The 17,231-nt window shown below is 55.7% G+C and carries 12 protein-coding genes and 1 other annotated feature; of the genes, 1 reads left to right on the top strand and 11 read right to left on the bottom strand.

Going from position 1 to position 17,231, the window contains the following annotated elements; all coding sequences use genetic code 11:
• Positions 1-15: 15 nt before the first annotated feature.
• The 4 genes from J2Z18_RS16050 to J2Z18_RS30510 all read right to left on the bottom strand — a co-directional run bounded on the left by J2Z18_RS16050 (position 16) and on the right by J2Z18_RS30510 (position 3,244).
• On the bottom strand, positions 16-1,053 hold the full coding sequence (locus tag J2Z18_RS16050) for a LacI family DNA-binding transcriptional regulator (RefSeq protein ID WP_007127537.1): 1,038 nt from the start codon (positions 1,051-1,053) through the stop codon (positions 16-18).
• A gap of 152 nt (positions 1,054-1,205) precedes the next feature.
• A complete protein-coding gene (locus J2Z18_RS16045) occupies positions 1,206-2,393 on the bottom strand; it encodes an MFS transporter (protein ID WP_007127536.1) in 1,188 nt (395 codons plus the stop codon).
• A gap of 139 nt (positions 2,394-2,532) precedes the next feature.
• Positions 2,533-2,835, bottom strand: coding sequence for an ArsR/SmtB family transcription factor (locus tag J2Z18_RS16040; RefSeq protein ID WP_007127535.1), 303 nt, complete (start codon positions 2,833-2,835; stop codon positions 2,533-2,535).
• Between the two features lie 55 nt (positions 2,836-2,890).
• Positions 2,891-3,244: a hypothetical protein gene (locus J2Z18_RS30510; RefSeq protein WP_050953981.1), complete on the bottom strand. Its 354-nt coding sequence runs from the start codon at positions 3,242-3,244 to the stop codon at positions 2,891-2,893.
• A gap of 21 nt (positions 3,245-3,265) precedes the next feature.
• Here J2Z18_RS30510 and J2Z18_RS16035 point away from each other — a divergent pair, with 21 nt between their 5' ends.
• Positions 3,266-3,892: an SDR family NAD(P)-dependent oxidoreductase gene (locus J2Z18_RS16035; protein WP_050953980.1), complete on the top strand. Its 627-nt coding sequence runs from the start codon at positions 3,266-3,268 to the stop codon at positions 3,890-3,892.
• A gap of 64 nt (positions 3,893-3,956) precedes the next feature.
• Here J2Z18_RS16035 and J2Z18_RS16030 read toward each other — a convergent pair whose 3' ends face one another.
• From J2Z18_RS16030 to J2Z18_RS16000, 7 genes are all read right to left on the bottom strand, one after another.
• Complete coding sequence (locus J2Z18_RS16030) at positions 3,957-5,120, bottom strand: MFS transporter (RefSeq protein ID WP_007127533.1); 1,164 nt, start codon at positions 5,118-5,120, stop codon at positions 3,957-3,959.
• A gap of 568 nt (positions 5,121-5,688) precedes the next feature.
• Positions 5,689-7,230: a 2-isopropylmalate synthase gene (locus tag J2Z18_RS16025; protein WP_210095004.1), complete on the bottom strand. Its 1,542-nt coding sequence runs from the start codon at positions 7,228-7,230 to the stop codon at positions 5,689-5,691.
• Between the two features lie 98 nt (positions 7,231-7,328).
• Positions 7,329-7,560, bottom strand: a binding site (T-box leader).
• A gap of 71 nt (positions 7,561-7,631) precedes the next feature.
• Positions 7,632-8,720, bottom strand: a complete 1,089-nt coding sequence (locus tag J2Z18_RS16020; RefSeq protein ID WP_007127531.1) for a bifunctional 3-deoxy-7-phosphoheptulonate synthase/chorismate mutase — start codon at positions 8,718-8,720, stop codon at positions 7,632-7,634.
• Positions 8,721-9,173: 453 nt separating this feature from the next.
• A complete protein-coding gene (locus tag J2Z18_RS16015; protein ID WP_210095003.1) occupies positions 9,174-10,400 on the bottom strand; it encodes a Gfo/Idh/MocA family protein in 1,227 nt (408 codons plus the stop codon).
• Positions 10,401-10,445: 45 nt separating this feature from the next.
• Entirely contained in the window at positions 10,446-14,414 is a 3,969-nt protein-coding gene (locus tag J2Z18_RS16010; protein WP_210095002.1) for a discoidin domain-containing protein, read from the bottom strand.
• Positions 14,415-14,448: 34 nt separating this feature from the next.
• Positions 14,449-16,107, bottom strand: coding sequence for a DUF4091 domain-containing protein (locus J2Z18_RS16005; protein ID WP_007127528.1), 1,659 nt, complete (start codon positions 16,105-16,107; stop codon positions 14,449-14,451).
• Complete coding sequence (locus J2Z18_RS16000) at positions 16,088-17,224, bottom strand: glycoside hydrolase family 88 protein (RefSeq protein WP_007127527.1); 1,137 nt, start codon at positions 17,222-17,224, stop codon at positions 16,088-16,090. Before J2Z18_RS16000 ends, J2Z18_RS16005 begins: the two co-directional genes overlap by 20 nt.
• Between the last annotated feature and the right edge of the window lie 7 nt (positions 17,225-17,231).

The following is a 17,231-nucleotide window of genomic DNA, read 5'->3' as shown; positions in this document are numbered from 1 at the left end:
CACACGGCCAAACTATTATATCCGATCCAATCTGGAGGACTCCCGAATGATCAAAGAGCAGGGCAGCAAAATTTTGGTAGCCGCCTTGAAATGTCCGTCCAAGTAATCGACGATGGATTTCGCGGCGACTCTGCCGATTTCATGCTTCGGCACCGAAACGGACGTGAGCGGCGGGGTCGTATACTGCGCTACATCGATATTGTCCATGCCGACAATCGCAATATCGCCCGGGATGGTGCCGCCGTTCTCGATCACCGCCCGCATGGCCGGAATCGCCAGCATGTCGCTTGCGCAAAATACCGCCGTCGGCCATTCCGCCTTCGGCAGCTTGCCCAGCAAATCGTTCATATGGCTAAAGCTTCGATCCACGTTCCAGCCCGTGTTCATGATCCAGTCCTTCCGCAGCTCCAGATTCGCTTCAAGGATCGCGAATTTGTAGCCGACATACCGCTCCTCGCTCTCCATTTGATTGGAATAGGCAGGTCCCCCGATAAAAGCGATCCGCTTGTGCCCTTGATCAATCAAGTGGCGCACCGCGGATCTGGCGGACAGCACCCGGTCACAATCCACCACCGGGACGGTCAAGCTTTCATCGTTTAAGCTTACCCCCATAATCGCGACGCCTTCCTGCTGGATGAGCTCAAACAATTCCTGGTCATACCAGCTGATCGCAACCAAGCCCTGGGCCCCGGTCTCCTTCAGCATCAGCCGCAGCCGTTCTGCATCGCTAACCTCCTCGCAGGTGCGAACGATGGCCGGAGGCTGTCCGAGCTCCTCCATTTTTTCATGGAAGCCTGCAAGAACCTTCGAGAAATAAGGATGGTCATCCATCAGAAGCTGAGGAACGATACAGACGATTCGCTTGATCTCCGTTCCATTATCACGTGCTGTCTGCATCGGTTCCTGAAGCTTATACCCCAGCTCAAGCGCCGCCTCCCTGATTCTCTGCTTGGTGTCTTCGCTGACCGGACGGCTTGTATCGTTGCTGATTGCCCGCGAGACCGTGGATATGGATACCCCGACCCGCTCGGCAATGTCTTTTAGTCTAGCCAAACGTATTTCCTCCTCCGCAAAGTTGGAGCCAAATTCTCGCTTTCTATTGATCCTATCATACCTTGGACCCATTTAGAGCGTCAAATCGCGCCGAAGAGGAGGATGTATACCACGAAACCGCAGCAGACGGAATCGGCGAATAAGCCTTAGGATCAGGAAGATACGACCGTCCGTCCGGCCTCCTTCTCCTGCTTCCCGATACGGAACAGCACCAGTGCCAGCCCCACAGCAATCGCAACACCCGCTGCCCCAAGCCATGTGATTGATGATAGAGATATGCTATTAACGGCAATACCGCCGAGTCCGGCCCCCGCAGCCATGGACAGCTGCATCACCGACTGGTTCAGTCCCAGCATGACTCCGGATGATTCCGGCTCCAGCTGGACCAGGTTGAATTGTTGTGTCGGACCGGACGACCAGGCGGACAAAGACCATAGGATCAGCATGGCGAACACTGGAAAAGCTGCAGCGGATGCATTCGTGAACGATAGCAGGGCTAACGCAAAAATGTGGATGATCATCCCGAAGGTAAGGGTCAAGGATACACCCCACCGGTCGGTGCTGTATCCGCCGAATTTCGACCCGACCAGGCTCGCAATGCCGAAAGCGAACAGCGCTGCGCTGATCCATTGTTCGCCCAAGCCGCTGACGCTTAGAAGATAAGGGGAAAGATACGTATAAGCTACGGAATATCCCCCAAGCCAGAAGAAGGTTATTCCCAAACCGAGCGCCACTTTCGGCTTTCGAAGCAGTGCAAATTGCTGAAGCAGCGGAACCGGAGCATCGCCTTGAATTTTCGGAATCGCTTTATATAAGACAACCATCGCTACGATACCCAGAACGGCAATCAGGCCGAACACCGACTTCCAGCCGAAAGCGGCGGCTGTCACGCGCCCGAGCGGGACACCGATAATGAGCGAAGCGGTAAAGCCCATGACAACCGTGGCAATGGAGCTTGCCTGCTTGCCCTGCGGTGCGATGCGGGCGGCGATGCCGAGCGCGGTGACGACCACCATCCCTGCCCCCATCGCCATAATGATGCGGGCAATGACAAAGGGAACATAGCCGGGAAGCGCGAACGACAATAGATTCGCAACAACAAACAGTCCGAGCGAATAAACCAGCAGCCGCTGGCGTTCCAGCTTCGCGGTCAGCGCCATCAACACCGGGGTCAGAACGGCGTACACCAGCGAGAAAATCGTAATCAGCTGGCCCGCGGCCGTAATGGTGATGCCGAGGGAATCCGCGATTTTGTCCAAGATCCCCGAGATGATGTATTCCGATGTCCCTACTAAAAAACTCACGATAGCCAGCAAGTATATTTTCCAAGCATTCTTCATAATTCCACTCCTTATATATTTAAATATCGCAAAATATCGATATATGAAACCAATAAATATACATATCGTAATATGTAGATATGTAGTGCGGAACAAGACTGAATATTCCTTGGCCAAGGAAGCATTCAGTTCTTGTAGGTTATATTTCCTGCTTCAAATATTCGCCGATTTGACGGATGACTTCCTCATCACGCTTGTAATACGTAAATTTGCCGATCCGCTCGGTCTTGATCAGTCCGGCCCGCTGCAAAATGGACAGATATTGCGAAGCTGTCGATTGCGTCATATTCAATTTCTCGGTCACCTGGCTCACGCATACCCCGATTTCCCTCATATCAATCCCTTCATGGGGCGTAAAATGCTGCTCAGGCTCCTTAAGCCACCGCAAAATATCAAGCCGCGATTCATTGGACAGTGCTTTGAAGATTTCGATTGGTTTCATACGAATCATTATATCGTGAATTATCGATATGTCAACGGTCGTTTCCGGTCGGACATTACGTGATCATCTTCAGAATGTTCACGATCTCCTGTTCCGTTCTCGAATCCTGCACGGAATCAACATGATCCGGCTGGAACAACTGGTATTTTTTCAACTGGTAAAAGTCCATCAACGCCTGCTTTAAGGTCATGTCGTAATGAATCGAGAACAGCGGGTCCATGATCCGCCGAAGCACGGCATCATCTTGAACCATAAACAATGCGGCATTCAAACGGTTGAAGACGCCTTGCTCCATCCCTGCCTCGAAAAAAGTCTCCAAGTTTCGATATCGGATCTGCTGTGCTGCAATCAGACGGTCAAACAGCGTCGGGTAGGAATCTCTCAGATCTTCCAGGAAGAGATCCGACACATAAACGACGCACCGCAGCGATTGCTCGTATATTTTCTGAAAGCGTTCGGCAAAATCGATGTCCTGCTGAATAATGCAGGTTACGCGGCGATAGGCGCATTCGAAGCCGCGACGGAAGCCCAAATCAAGCGGCAATTCGATGTCAACGTACTTGGGGTCCTTCGCACGACGCAAGCACTTCTTCCCCATTTCAGGCAAAGCGACGGCGGTACGGTCATCAATGTATCCTCCGTTGGCGGAAGAGTGGCTTTTCCGCTGCTGTCGCTGTATCATGCGAGCAAATGGGCCATCGAAGGCTTTTCGGAATCCCTTTTTTACGAGATGGCTGCTCATCAAATCAAGGTGAAGCTCGTAGAACCCGGCAACGTGGCCACGGATTTTACCGGACGCTCCCTCGATCTGTTGACCGATACGTCGCTCGATGCTTACGCCTCGTATACGGAAACGGTTCTGCAAAAACAGATGAACAGCTTTGACGTTCATGCTTCCGAACCGAAGCTCATAGCGGAAACGATCTTCGAAGCGGCAACCGATCCGTCCGATCGCTTCCGTTATTTGGTTGGGGCTGATGCCCATTACCTGATGGATCTGCGAAGCAAAACATCGGATGAGGAGTTTATGGCAGGCATAACGAAGCAGTTCAGCTGAAGATCAGCAAAGATGCAAGCCGCCCTACAGCCTTATTTTCCAGGCTGGGGGCGGCTTATCCAGATTAATGGCTGGATGTCACCCGCTTTGCTCGGCCTTCTCCACGTACAGCCGGCAGCAGGGACAACAGGCCCAGAACGGCTAGCAAGGCGCCGACCCAAAGCGGTGAAGCCAGGCCCAGTCCAGCATCAATCGTCAGCCCGCCTAAAGAAGACCCTACCATGACCCCCAAGCTGATCACCGAGCTGTGAATCGTCGTAACAATGGATCCCGTATCGGCTACGCGCGTTACCCGGGTAGCCATCGCAGGGTTCATCGGCACGCCAACCAGACCGACGATCACAACGGAGATCACAGCGATCGCGGGGCTGTGAACGAACAGGCCGAACATCACGAGCGCAGCGGTCAGTGCGGTCAAGCCAATCGTCAGAATCGGCATCATGTAATGATCCGCCAGCCTGCCGGTAACGATGTTGCCGATGACCGTCGCGATGCCGTAAACGCCGAGCAGCATGGGTACGGTCTCAGCACCGAAGCCTGACAGATCGGTGAGTATCGGGGAAAAATAGCTGAACGCGGCGAAGGTCCCCCCGATGATCAGCATGCTGGTGGAATATGCCGCCCACAGCCTAGGATTCTTAAGCGCGCCGATCTCCTCCCGAAAGCTGATCTTCTCGGACTTCGGCATGGACGGGATCGTGAACAGGCCGATAAGTCCCGATATGAGCAATAGAATCACAACCGCCCAGAAGCTCGCTCGCCAGCCAAATTGCTGTTCGATCCAGATTGCAAGCGGCAGGCCGATGGCGGTAGCCACCATCAATCCGCCTAGAACGATCGAGGCTGCACGTCCTCTGGCACTCGGGCCCACCAGGCTGAAGCAGATCGTCAGCGATATGCCGAAGGCCGCGGCGGAGGATAGGCCGGTCATGATCCGGGCCGCCATCATCACCTCGTAGCTTGGAGCCATAGCGCCAAGCACCTGACCGGCCAAGAAGATGGCGGAGACGATCATGAACGATTGCTTTCGCGGCACTTTCAGCAGGACAGCGGTCAGCAGCGGCCCTCCCACGATCATCCCCGCGGCATATGCAGTGATCAAGTACCCGATCGCTGCCACCGATACTTGGAATTCCGCAGACAGTGCAGGCATGATCCCCGCGACCATAAACTCGGAGGTCGTCATGGAGAAAATCATAAGACCCATAATATAAATGGATAACGGCATACAAAATCCACTCCTTCACAAATATTTTTGTAGTGATTGGTACAAAAATTGGTCGGTCATCGTCTATGCCGCACCAGGCTCTTATTAGCGGACATGGGCCCACTCGGGCTTTCACTCGGAACTGTACCGGGATTACCTTCTTCACCAGACTTTATAGGGCCTCACCGAACCATTCACCGAACCTCTTAGCGGGCTGACACCGGACCGTCAAACGTTTTCTGGGAGCTGCTTTTTAGCAGTCTCAACTTTTTTACTACACAGTACAAAATTGAAGTAATTAAACGACTTTATCGCCGCCCGCCCTGTCTAAACGAAGCCTGCAATGGCTGCAGGACGATGCTGCCCGGCCTCAACGTCCGGAAAATACGCTATGCTGTTCTCACTGTAAACGGCTCCTTTCCTAAGTTTCCAGCTCATTATATATATTTTGTAACGATCGGTCAATAAGCTTCGCCAGCCTATTCCCCGACTTGAGCAAAGGTCCATTCTCACGTAACAACCCAAACGCGAAAACCCCCGCCTCACTTTCCGTAAGACGGGGTTTCCTGCGCTTCCGCTCCTTGCTTGCCTACGCCTGCACTTCTTGCGCAGCGTCCAACAGCACGGCGTTGATTCCGTTCAGGAATGCGAGCGCGCTGGCCTTGATGATATCCGTGTCCATCGCGCGGCCGGAATAGCTCTTCCCTTGGTACTCGATTCGGATGTTAACCCGGCCGATGGCCTCTTTGCCGCGGGAAAGGCTGTTGATTTTGTAATCCTTCAGCTCAACGTCCAGGCCAACGATCGTCTTGATGGCGCCGTACAGCGCATCGATCGGGCCGTCTCCCACCGTGCTGTCCTGCACGGTCTCCCCGCCTTTCTTCAGCTTGACGGTAGCCGTAGGGTGCAGGGCATTCGTGACGACCTGGAAGGAATCCAGCTCATACAGATGGCTGCCGGCGTCTTCGTAAGTCCGGTGATGCGTAACCAGGTAAAAGACGTCATGGTCGTACACTTCCTTCTTAGCGTCGGCCAACTGAAGAAATTTCGCGAACAGCGCCTCGAATTCCTCGCCCTCGCCTGCGTCAAAGCCCAGCTTCTCGACCGCGTTTCGGAAGGCGTGTCTTCCCGAACGGGCCGTCAGAATCAGCTCCATGCTGTCGGCGCCAACCTCCTCCGGCGACATGATCTCATACACCTGCTTATCCTTCAGCAATCCGTCCTGATGGATGCCGGAGGAGTGGGCAAAGGCGTTCTCGCCCGTAATGGCCTTGTTCACCTGCACATCCAGCCCCGTCAAATACGTCAGCAGGCGGGAGGTCTTGATCAGCTCCTTCGTCCGGATGTTCGTGCTCGCGTTGAAATAATTCTCCCGCACCTTCAATCCCATCACCACTTCCTCCAGCGATGTATTGCCGGCGCGCTCTCCCAATCCGTTGATGGTGCACTCCACCTTCTCGGCGCCGTTCTTCACGGCTGCTAGCGTATTGGCCGTAGCGAGTCCCAGGTCATTATGACAATGAACGCTTAGAATGACTTGATCGTTCAGGTTTTTGAGCCGCTCCTTGATTTTGTGAATCAGCTCGCCGAACTCTTCCGGCACGGCATAACCGACCGTATCGGGGATGTTAATCATCGTTGCCCCCGCTTTGACGACCGCTTCGATCGTTGTCCACAGGTATTCGAAGTCGGACCTGGAAGCGTCCTCTGTGGAATATTGCACCTGCGGCAGCAGCGTTTTCGCATATTTCACCGCATCGACGCCCATTTGCAGCACCGCATCCTTGGAGCGGTTGAATTTCTTCTCGACATGGATATTCGAGGTTCCGAGCACGATATGAATCAGCGGGTTTTGCGCCAGCTTGATGCTTTCGTACACCGCGTCGATGTCGCTCTTCACGGCCCGCGCCAGCGCGGTAATCGAGACGCTGTCACCTACGGTTCGTGCAATTTCCCGGACGGACTCGAAATCCCCGGCCGACGAAGCAGGAAAGCCCGCTTCAATGATGTCCACGTTCAGCCGTTTCAGCTGCTGGGCAAATTCAATCTTCTGGTGCACGTTCATTTTCGCGCCCGGTACCTGTTCTCCGTCGCGCAAGGTTGTGTCAAGGACGATAATGCTTCGTGTCATTTCTGATTCCTCCCCGGAAAGTTATCGTTGATCTATATCTATTTCAAGCGGGGTTGGTTAAACCCGGAATTTAACCAACAAAAAAACCCCGTCTCTGCTATAGAGACGAGGTTGAACCCGCGGTACCACTCTAATTCATTTTACAAGTAAAATGATCTTCTTCGATGGCCATCACCATCTATCCCTGTAACGGTGGAACTCCGGCTTACCCTACATTGTCAGGCAGCTGTTCATAGACGAGTTCAAAGGGAACGACATTACCGTTTCGCACCTGCCAACGGCTCTCTGAAAAGTCATTTCGCTTCTACTATTTCTAATCGAAACATTTGGATTATGCGATTGAATTGATAACTATGTTAGGGAATGAACAGCGATTTGTCAACCCTTTATTTCCCAATTGGTTATACCAATGAGTGCGCCGGCAGCAAGCCGGATTTTCTCACATTGTCCAGGAAGTCCTGGAACTCCGGAATATTCAGCTGCTGAGCCGCGTCGGACAGAGCGGTCGCCGGATCGGGATGAACCTCCACCATGACGCCGTCCGCGCCGGCAGCGAGGGCCGCTCTTGCACATGGAGCCAAAATATCCTTGCGTCCCGTAGAATGCGTAACGTCCACGAGCACTGGAAGGTGGGTTTCCTGCTTCAGGATCGGCACCGCCGAGATGTCCAGCGTATTTCTTGTAGCCTTCTCATAGGTCCGGATTCCGCGCTCGATCAGCATGACCTGCGTATTGCCGCGGGATACGATGTATTCGGCGGCATGCACGAATTCATCGATCGTAGCCGCAAGCCCGCGCTTCAGCAGAACCGGGGTCTTGACGTCGCCCGCTGCTTTGAGCAGCTCGAAATTTTGCATATTCCGGGCGCCGATCTGAATGACATCGATATAGTCGCAGGCAAGCTCGATATGAGCTGGATCCACGATTTCGCTGATCGTTTTCAATCCGAATTCGGAAGCCACTTCCTTCAGAATTTTGAGCCCCTCAACGCCCAGGCCTTGGAAATCATACGGCGATGTTCTCGGCTTGAACGCCCCGCCGCGCATCACGGTGATGCCCGCTTCTTTCAGGGCCTTTGCGACCTGGCGAACCTGTTCGTAGCTCTCAACCGAGCATGGTCCAGCAATCATAACCGGCGTTCCGCCGCCAATGACCGTATCCCCAAGCTGGATCAAGGTGTCCTCCTTCTTCTTCTTGCGGCTGACGAGCAGATGCTTCTTATGGTCGACCTGCTGCAGCTTCAGCGATGCCTGGAAGATCTGCTTGAACAGATGCCGCACCGTTTCGTTATCGAACGGGCCGTGGTTGTGCTCGACCAGGGCATCCAGCATTTTTTTCTCGCGTACCGGGTCGAAATTCGGCACTCCCTGCTTCTGCTTCTCCTGCCCGATCTCCTGGGCTAGGCGCGCCCGCTCCGACAGCAGCTCCAGCAGCTGCAAATTGACGGAATCCAGCTCTGATCGCAATTGCTCCAAACGTCCTTGACTCATATCGAATCTCTCCCTTATGTGTATGATCTGATATAAATAAAAAAGACCCCCCGCCGCAAGGGACGAGGAGTCGTGGTACCACCCTTATTAGATATGCAAAAAAACAGTTCCTTCTTCGCTTATCTCACTTGAACCTCTTAACGCGAGGGCCTCGGGTAAACCTACCGCTTCCCATTCTTTGGAATGCGAGCTATCGGAATACCGGCTCCGGAATGAACTTCGGCGGAGAATCTTCACCCGGGCGCTCTCAGTCGGTGGCAGCCCTTTCCTGTCAGGAAGCTTCTGTCGCTTACTCTTTCCATCATTGCTTGTTGCAGCATGTCTTGTTATGAATTTATAAAGCATTGTATTACACACGGCAAAGGAATTGCAAGAGTTTATTTTAAAGCTTAGGTGCTTTGGTGTGGTGAATCGCCAAATACAAGGGCAACGGACTCGAGGCCAGGCTTTGTATTAAAAAGAAATGCCGGCGGGTTCCGCCGCTTCCCTGTTCATCCATTTCCCGTTGGTGAAATCCGGGATCGCAACGGCGGCGCTTCCAGTCTCGATCGATTGTTCGGACAGGGCGGTCACCGCCATCCAGGACGCCATATCATAGACGTCGATCGGCATCTCCCTTTCCTGAAGAACACTCTCGACAAATGCGCGGAGGCACAGATAGTCCATCCCGCCATGGCCGCCCCGCACGCCGTCTTGCATGTATTCGGTCCACAGCGGATGCTCGTATTCCTGAAGGTAATGCTCAAAGGGTTCCCACTCATGGAGCGGACTTCGTCCTTCCAGGTGAATGACGCCTCCGTCCTCCATCCAGATGCCCCGGGTTCCCTGAACGCGCCCGCCGCGGGAATATGGACGGGGCAGCGACGTATCGTGGGTCAGCAGAATGGTCTCCCCGTTCGCACATTGAATCATGGTTGTTACGACATCGCCAAGGGCCATCTCCGTCCGTGCCACGGGATGGTCTTCGCCCAAATGCCGGCGGGCCCAATCCCTTACGCCGCGCGATTTGGTCGCCATGGAGGACAGCTTGGTCATCCGGTTTCCGCGATTGATATTCAGCAATTTGGCGGCAGGACCCAGACCATGCGTCGGGTACACGTCGCCGTTGCGGCGCAAGTAATTGTGGATGCGATAGTGGCGGTTCTCTATTCCTTTGGCAACCTCATCCCGTAGATCATGCCCGTATGCCCCTTGGCAGTGGATCAGCTCGCCGAACACTCCCTGACGGACCATATGCAGCAGCGCCATTTCCTCCCGGCCGTAACAGCAGTTTTCCAACAGCATGCAAGGCGTGCCGGTCGCTTCATACGTGCGCACGAGCTGCCAGCATTCCTCCAAAGAAGCGGCTCCCCCCACTTCCGACGCCACGGGCTTGCCGACCTGCATGGCCGCTATGGCAATCTCGCTGTGGCTGGTCCAGGATGAGGCGATAATAACCGCCTCAACATCCTCGCGACCGATGACCTCGCGATAATCCGAGCAGCTGGCTGGGGCAGGTCTGCCCATATCGGTTACCACTCTCGCGGCCTCTTCAAGCCGATCCTCGTAAAGATCGGATATGGCCGCAATTTCCACGTCCGGCATTTCTACAAGCAGCTCGAGCAGACTTTTGCCGCGCTTGCCCAGACCGATGAAGCCGAGCCGCAGCGTTTGTCCTCTCCCGCCGATCATCCTGTTCATATTTCGACTACGCTCCTTTTCGATTGGCAGGCTATAGATGCTTCCTTAACCTGCATCACGTAAAATGCTGTTTTCCGCGTTTCCCCTCATCGGCTTAAATATGCCGACCTCCGCGTAATTATTCCATTGATTCGAGGTATTGCCCGAACCGTTAATCCGGATATACCTCGCGGTGACTTCCGGAAAAAGGAACACCTCCGGTTCGGCCGTCAATCCCGAGCTGACCCCCTCTGCATACACCTGCTCCCAATGAACACCGTCCACTGAAACATCGATGGTGAAATAGGACTTTCTCGTATTTCCGCTGAAAAACGCGATCGATACCGCTCCAACCTGCTTGGCCTCGCCGAGGTCATACTGAATCCACTGCGGTCCCTCCGAGGTCCAGCGGGTAATCATGTCTCCGTCCATCGTTTTATCGGGCGTATGGCCTTGGTTCGCCTGAGGGACTGCGCTGGCCGTGACCTCCCGGACCGGCAGACGGAAGCCCGGAGGGGGATCGCCGATCAAAGGTCCGACCGTAAAGGCAATCGTATATCGGTTGCTCACTTCCGGCCTCGACGGATCGGTCACGTCAATATAGGTTTTTCCCGGAATACTTTCAGCCGTCTGGACCGAAACCTCATGACCGGACACCGCCTCGACCTTCGGCACCTTCGACCGCTCCCCGTACGGCACTGTCCATTCGTAATACGTGCGCTGCGGGTCAAATCCGGCGAGAGGGGTCCCGTCCACGAGGATGGATTCGGCTTCAGGCAGCGGAACCTTCTCAGGCAGCGGACCATCCGGGATCGTCCAATCATCGAGGCTGCGGACGTCCGGAGACACTTCCGGCAGCGGTGCCGAGGCTGTCAGCGGAACCATCCACAGGGACAGACGTCCTCCGGTCACGCCCTCCATATGGACGGCCAGCTTCCGAATGCCGTGATTGACGGTTTGCCCCGAAGGATTCGGCGTCCCTTCCAGCGGCTCAGCCTTCATCGCGCTAAACGCCGCTCCCTCCGGAGCGTCCAGCATCCGCACGTACAATTTCTTATCGTTCTGCGTCAACACGGCCTCTTGTCCGCTGCCGAGCACGTCGATCTCGGCTTCCGTGTGCATGAACCAATACAGCTCGGACGGCGACTTGAGTTCGAACTCGTCTTGAACAATCAATTGCTCGCGATCGCCGGTCAGCATCAATCCCCGCTTGTAGGACCATGCATCCTTCGGATACCGCTCGGTCAGGTCGATCACGCCAAATGCGCCGCGAGGCTTGGATTCGCTCCGGACAAGCGGTGCCTTGGCGCCGTAATCCTGCATAAACACAGGGTTTTCTTGCGGATTGATGACCATGACGTTCTGCCCCTGCGCGCCTTTGCGGTAATAAGTCCAGCGTTGACCGCCGGCATAATCCCAGAAGCCGGGGAGACTGTAATTCTCCATCCCCAAATCGGTTGCCCAGCGTTCTCCCAGCGCATCAAATACAAAGGTGCCGGCGTCCATATCGATATGGCTGAGCAGCGTATCGTTAAACCCCTTTATCGAGGCATACGCATCGTTCAGATTTGACCAGCCGCTGCGCATGGATATCGATTCGATTCCGGTAAATACCCGGTCGAGCGCTGCCGGCTGCTCGTCAAACATGCCCGGGCGGTAGAACAGCAGATAGTACGGGGAAAAAGCCCCTTCCCGCCGGGTCAGCTCCCCCGCATACCAGGCGTAATGCGGCTGATCGTAGAAATCGGCCATCCAGAGCGTTTGGGGATGCACGTTCGGCGTTGCCGAATCGTAAAAGTTAAAAAATCCTCCCGGCCCCCATAAATGCAGCGGATATTCCCCCGATGCCTTCACGCCCTTCAGCTCCGCCAAGCCATAGTCGGTTCCGAGCGTATTATGCATTGCAGCAATCTTATAAAAAAGGAACTCGGTCCCGTACTGCCAATAATGCGGCCCTTCAGGCCATGAGCCGTCCTCCGCGAAGAATCGAAGCGTATGCTGCAGCTTGCCGTAGGACCCCCGGAGAATTTCCAGTCCGGCTTGAGTCGCTTTCTCGTCATCGCCGAGCATGGCGAGCGCCGCAACGGCAAAGCTGCCGTTATCCACGAAATTGATGTTGTTGAACTCCCCATTATGGGTGAATTCCCCACGGTACCAAGCGAGTGCATGACTGAACGCATGCTTCATGACCGCCTCCCGGACCATGCTCCGCTCTTGTTCCGTCATGGCGTCGTACAGCCAGTCGTAAGCGAGCGTAAATCCAAGCGTCATATACGTTAAGGAGAGCATATTGTTATAGCGGCCTCCCCAATCCGGGAACGACGCGGCGGATTCAAGTTCCTGCACGGCCCGCTGTGCGTAAGCCTCATCCCCGGTTAGCCGGTACATCATCGCCGTACGGATCAGCAAATCCCGCACATTGCTGTTGCTCCCCCCGTTCGGAAGATAACCGTACGGCTCCGCATCCAGCAGCCGATCCGTTTCCCGCTTCAGCTGCTCAAACCAAGCCGTGACGTATTCATCCTTGCCGATCAGGCTGCGGGTTAGGGCAAAATCCTCCGCATTCGCCAGAACGCGCGGATGGACGCCTTCGTTGCCGCTGGATGCAAGCTTCCCCATCAAGTCTGTCTCATCCGGTATAACAAAAATATAGGCCTTGCCCGTAGCCGATTTCCCCGACGCCGTCGTTGCCGTCACTTCAAATGAATCGTAGCCGACATCATTCGAGGCAGGCGTATAAGTAAACGAACCGTCCGAAGCTAGAGACATTTCGCCGCGCGGAGCGCCGGTCAGCGTCCACTCCACAGCCTCCTCCGAGAGAAGACGGCCTATCCGCCCTTCTAATGGCGTGTTCTTCCCGGTGGAGTACCACAGGAGGTCAAGCACGGGCGGCCCGTCCTTCGGCAGCACCTCGATCATGGCCGCCGCGGCGGCGGGCCCTCCCTCCTTGCCGATGGCCACAAACAGGAAGGAATCCGGGCCGGCGTAATCCCGGTTCGGGTAATAGCGGAACGAACCGTCGGAAGAGACGCTTACCGTGCCGTGGCGGGGCGCCGCCGCCAGCTCAAAGGAAACGGAGCCGCCGGAGGTACCGGAGCTGTCCGCAGCGGTCAGCTGCCCGTCCAAAACGCCGTTTTCATTCACGGTGCCCGCATAGGGCTCGGCAGTCAACCCGGGTGGAGTGTCCACCGTGACCACGGCCTGCCTCGTTACGCCCGACGAATGGGAGGCGGCGGAAATGACCGAATAACCCGCATGATGCGCCGCGACCTCTCCCGTCTGGTACACCGACGCCGTGACCGTGTTGGAGGAGCTCCACTCCAGGAAGGTATCGGACGCATTCTCCGGTGCAAAGGATGCCTGAATGCGTCCGGCTTCGCCCGTTCTCAAGCTGATGATCTGCGGATCGAGCGTAAATTCCTCAAGCGGGACATATTCCCGAAGGGAAAGCTGGTCGAACCATACCGTGCCCGCCGATTTTTCCAGAAACGCCTCCACCTTTCCCTGCGGGCTGGCATCCATATCGGAAGCGACATGGATGACATGGCTGAAGCGGGTCCAATCCCGGGTTCCCTTCTGCCCTTGGACCGCATAGCTGATGCTGCTCGAGCCGTTCCGCTTGTACTGAAAGCGTACCACGACCTGATCCGTCACCTGCTCGAGCTTATACATGCCGGTGAGCAAGTAGCTCTTGCCGGCTTCAATCCCTGCCGCAGGCAGCGTAATCGCTCCCCGGTCGGTGCCGGAAGCGGTGCCGGAAATGGAAACCGAGCGGCTCCCGCTATAATACACGTCCTGATCCACCGCGAACACCGGGTTTCCGGCCGCCCTCCATTCGCTGACATGCTCCGGCGCGACCTGGTCCAGCCAGGTGGACTTGGCCGTTACGGCTTCAAAATCCGAATTCATTAGCAAATTGCCGGCCGGTGCCGCCCCTTGAGCCGAAACAGGCCTTCCCGCCGCAGGAAACACCCCCGCCGTAAGCGCGATGACCAGAACCATGGACAGCCGGCGCTTGAAGTTGAAGCTCATCATCCATTCCTCCCTCTCACAAGGATTTACTTCGGGTTTATCGTTCCATCATACTTGCTCTGATTTGCTCGTTAACGGCGTTTCGCAAATCCAGCAGCCATCCAGCATCCCGCGGGTAGCGCTCAAAGGACAGCGGCGCTTCGAGCGACACCTCAATCATGTTAAGAACTTCGTCCCTCCCGATGGTTTGCTCCAGCAGCTCAAGCGCCCTGAGATCCTGCAGCGCTTCGCGGAATACCTTCATCCGTAAGGAGCATACGGGACCGTCCTCGCCCGGATATACCAGAAAGGCATCGCCGGATGGATAGCCGATATCCGCATCGGTGGTCAGATAGGGGTTCACCGGCCGCTTAGAGTATTGGGAGTTCCAGAAATTGAAGCCCCAATGGAGGAAGCCCTTAATCCGGTACTTATACAGCTGCAGCCCGAGGATGCGGTTCCGCTCGGACGGAAAGGAGAAGAAGCGGTTTGCCACCTGTTTATATTGGCTGCAGCAATAATAGGTCCACAGGGGGGCAACTCCGGATTCGAGAAACGGCTGAAGCTTGTCCGTCGCCGGAATCGGATTCGGAACCAGCCCCTCCTTATAAAACGCATAATCGGACAGTGCGTCGATCCGGGGATAATCTCCCACCGCTACATCCACGATTTCCGCCGCTTTCCGGTAAGTCTCCAGATGCTCCAAATGGGGCTCGTCCGATACATGGAAGAATATCCTGTCCTCAATGCCAAGCCCTCGGATCAGCTGTACAAGCTCCTTTAGAAACCGGGCTAGGAATTCCCGATACTCCGCCCCGAGCGCATCCGTGTCCCAACCGAAGAGGCGCCTCGTCTCCCCGTCCTCCCGGACCATAATCTTCGGCGCATGAGCTGCTCCCCACTGGGTAAACAAATGCGAAAATTCGAAATATTCGATGCCAAGCCGCTGCCCCATCTTGATCCAGCGCTCCAGCTTATCGAAGCCGAAAGCATATCCGTCACCGGACTTCTCCACATCCACAAGCTGGACCGTCAGCCGCTCTCCTCCTACGGCGGTATCCAGCGGCGGCGTGAACAGCGGAGTAAGCAGCATATTGATGCCATGCTCCGCCGCAGTCTCGACGTACCGCTCAATCAAGCGCCAATGCTCCTCCGAAAACACCTCCACCCCGTAAAATTGTGCCAGACCGTCACAGTGGAACCATTCCGTCCGGATCAGCCGCTGCTTCGGCAGGGAAGCCGGGATCACATCCACTTCAAACCGTTCCCCGCCAAGCTCTTCCCCATGCTGGGAATAAAAGACGACCTCGATCGCATGAATGCCGGGTTCGGCCCGCTCCGTCACCTGAACCTCCAACCATACGGACCGCCACTGATTTCCCGGGGAATGAACCCTATTCTCCGGATCCAGCGGGTACAACGGATCGGGGTAGAGCCCCGGCGTCGACCGCAGGATATGCCCGTCATGGTCCGGATAAATCGGAAATTCGGACGGAACCAGCCCGACCGCATACACCGATACGGATAACCCTTCGGGGGCCTTTGCCTCGACACGCACATCCCTCAGCCTTTCCCCTGTGCGGTAGGCGGTTTGAAAGGACACGATTTCCCGCCGCAAGGCGCTTGTCCGTCGACATGGCGGATCATTCAATTCCGAATCCGTAAACACTTTCGACAACGAACTCAGCGCCCGGGTCTCAAACGCGCTGTCGTTCATACCAGTACCCCGCTTTCCCGTTGATGCTGCGCATCAGCGCTTCCACATAAAAATAATCGCCCCAAATCATATAATCATCAGGACCTCTCCCGCCCCGCACATGGTACGATCCGTGCTTCAACAGCCCTTCCGCACCGTCGTCGTCCAGGGTCGCACAGCGTTCGACCAGCGCTTTCAGCAGACGATCGGCCGCGGAGCCGAGCTCAGCCCTGATCGGATCGTCTTCTTCCAGCAGCGAGCGGATTTCCAGCATGCCGCAGACGGCAATGGCTGATGCCGAGCTGTCACGGGGCGTATCTTCCGCAATCTCCGCGTCAAAATCCCAATATGGAATTCCATCTGACGGAAGGCGTCCGATAAAATACCGGGCGGCTCTTATCGCGGTCTCCAGGTATTCTCGATTTTGCGTATAGCGATAGGATAACGCGAACCCGTACACGGCCCACGCCTGTCCCCTGGACCAGGTGGATCCGTCATGATACCCCTGATGCGTTCCGCCTCCGATCGGAATCCCGCTCTCCTCCCGGAAATAAAACGTATGATATGACGAATCGTCGCCCCGCATTAAATAACGGCGGCTTTTGTCCGCCTGGTGCTCCGCGGCCTCACGGTACCGCATGTCGCCAGTCTGTTCGAACGCCCAGTACAGCAGCGGCAGATTCATCATGCAGTCGATGATGATTCGACCGCCGTTCTGCGGGTCGCCTTTCGGTCCCCATGCCTGCAGGTAACGCCCTTCGGGACGCCAGCGAAGCATCAAATGCTCCGCCGCCTCCAGCGCAAGCGTTCTGGCAGCCTCGTCCCGGTCGATGATCCATGCCGCCACGGCGGAGGGCTGATACAAAAAACCGATGTCATGATGATCCAGGTTGCGCCGGGTCACATGCAGCCGTTCCCGAAAGCTCTCCACCTGCATAAGCGCTGATTCCCTGAACTCCTCTTTCCCGGTATATTCGTAGCAGAGCCAGGTCATCCCGGTATAAAATCCCTCGATCCAATCCCGGTTCTCCCCCCATTCATACCTCTTCTCCGAGGTAATGTGGGGGAACAAGCCGGGGGCACGACGAAGGTTGCCAAGCGTCTTCTTCCATGCGTCCTCCATAGCCTGCTCCCACATGCCGTTT

The sequence above is a fragment of the Paenibacillus lactis genome (assembly GCF_017873605.1).
GTDB lineage: Bacteria > Bacillota > Bacilli > Paenibacillales > Paenibacillaceae > Paenibacillus_AQ > Paenibacillus_AQ lactis.
This window is presented reverse-complemented; position numbering and strand designations above follow the sequence as displayed.

Coding starts and splice junctions, on each gene's coding strand:
- J2Z18_RS16025 (WP_210095004.1), bottom strand. CDS start 7,230: ATGACACGAAGCATTATCGTCCTTGACACAACCTTGCGCGACGGAGAA.
- J2Z18_RS16045 (WP_007127536.1), bottom strand. CDS start 2,393: ATGAAGAATGCTTGGAAAATATACTTGCTGGCTATCGTGAGTTTTTTA.
- J2Z18_RS16030 (WP_007127533.1), bottom strand. CDS start 5,120: ATGCCGTTATCCATTTATATTATGGGTCTTATGATTTTCTCCATGACG.
- J2Z18_RS16015 (WP_210095003.1), bottom strand. CDS start 10,400: ATGAACAGGATGATCGGCGGGAGAGGACAAACGCTGCGGCTCGGCTTC.
- J2Z18_RS16010 (WP_210095002.1), bottom strand. CDS start 14,414: ATGATGAGCTTCAACTTCAAGCGCCGGCTGTCCATGGTTCTGGTCATC.
- J2Z18_RS16040 (WP_007127535.1), bottom strand. CDS start 2,835: ATGAAACCAATCGAAATCTTCAAAGCACTGTCCAATGAATCGCGGCTT.
- J2Z18_RS16005 (WP_007127528.1), bottom strand. CDS start 16,107: ATGAACGACAGCGCGTTTGAGACCCGGGCGCTGAGTTCGTTGTCGAAA.
- J2Z18_RS16000 (WP_007127527.1), bottom strand. CDS start 17,224: ATGTGGGAGCAGGCTATGGAGGACGCATGGAAGAAGACGCTTGGCAAC.
- J2Z18_RS16020 (WP_007127531.1), bottom strand. CDS start 8,720: ATGAGTCAAGGACGTTTGGAGCAATTGCGATCAGAGCTGGATTCCGTC.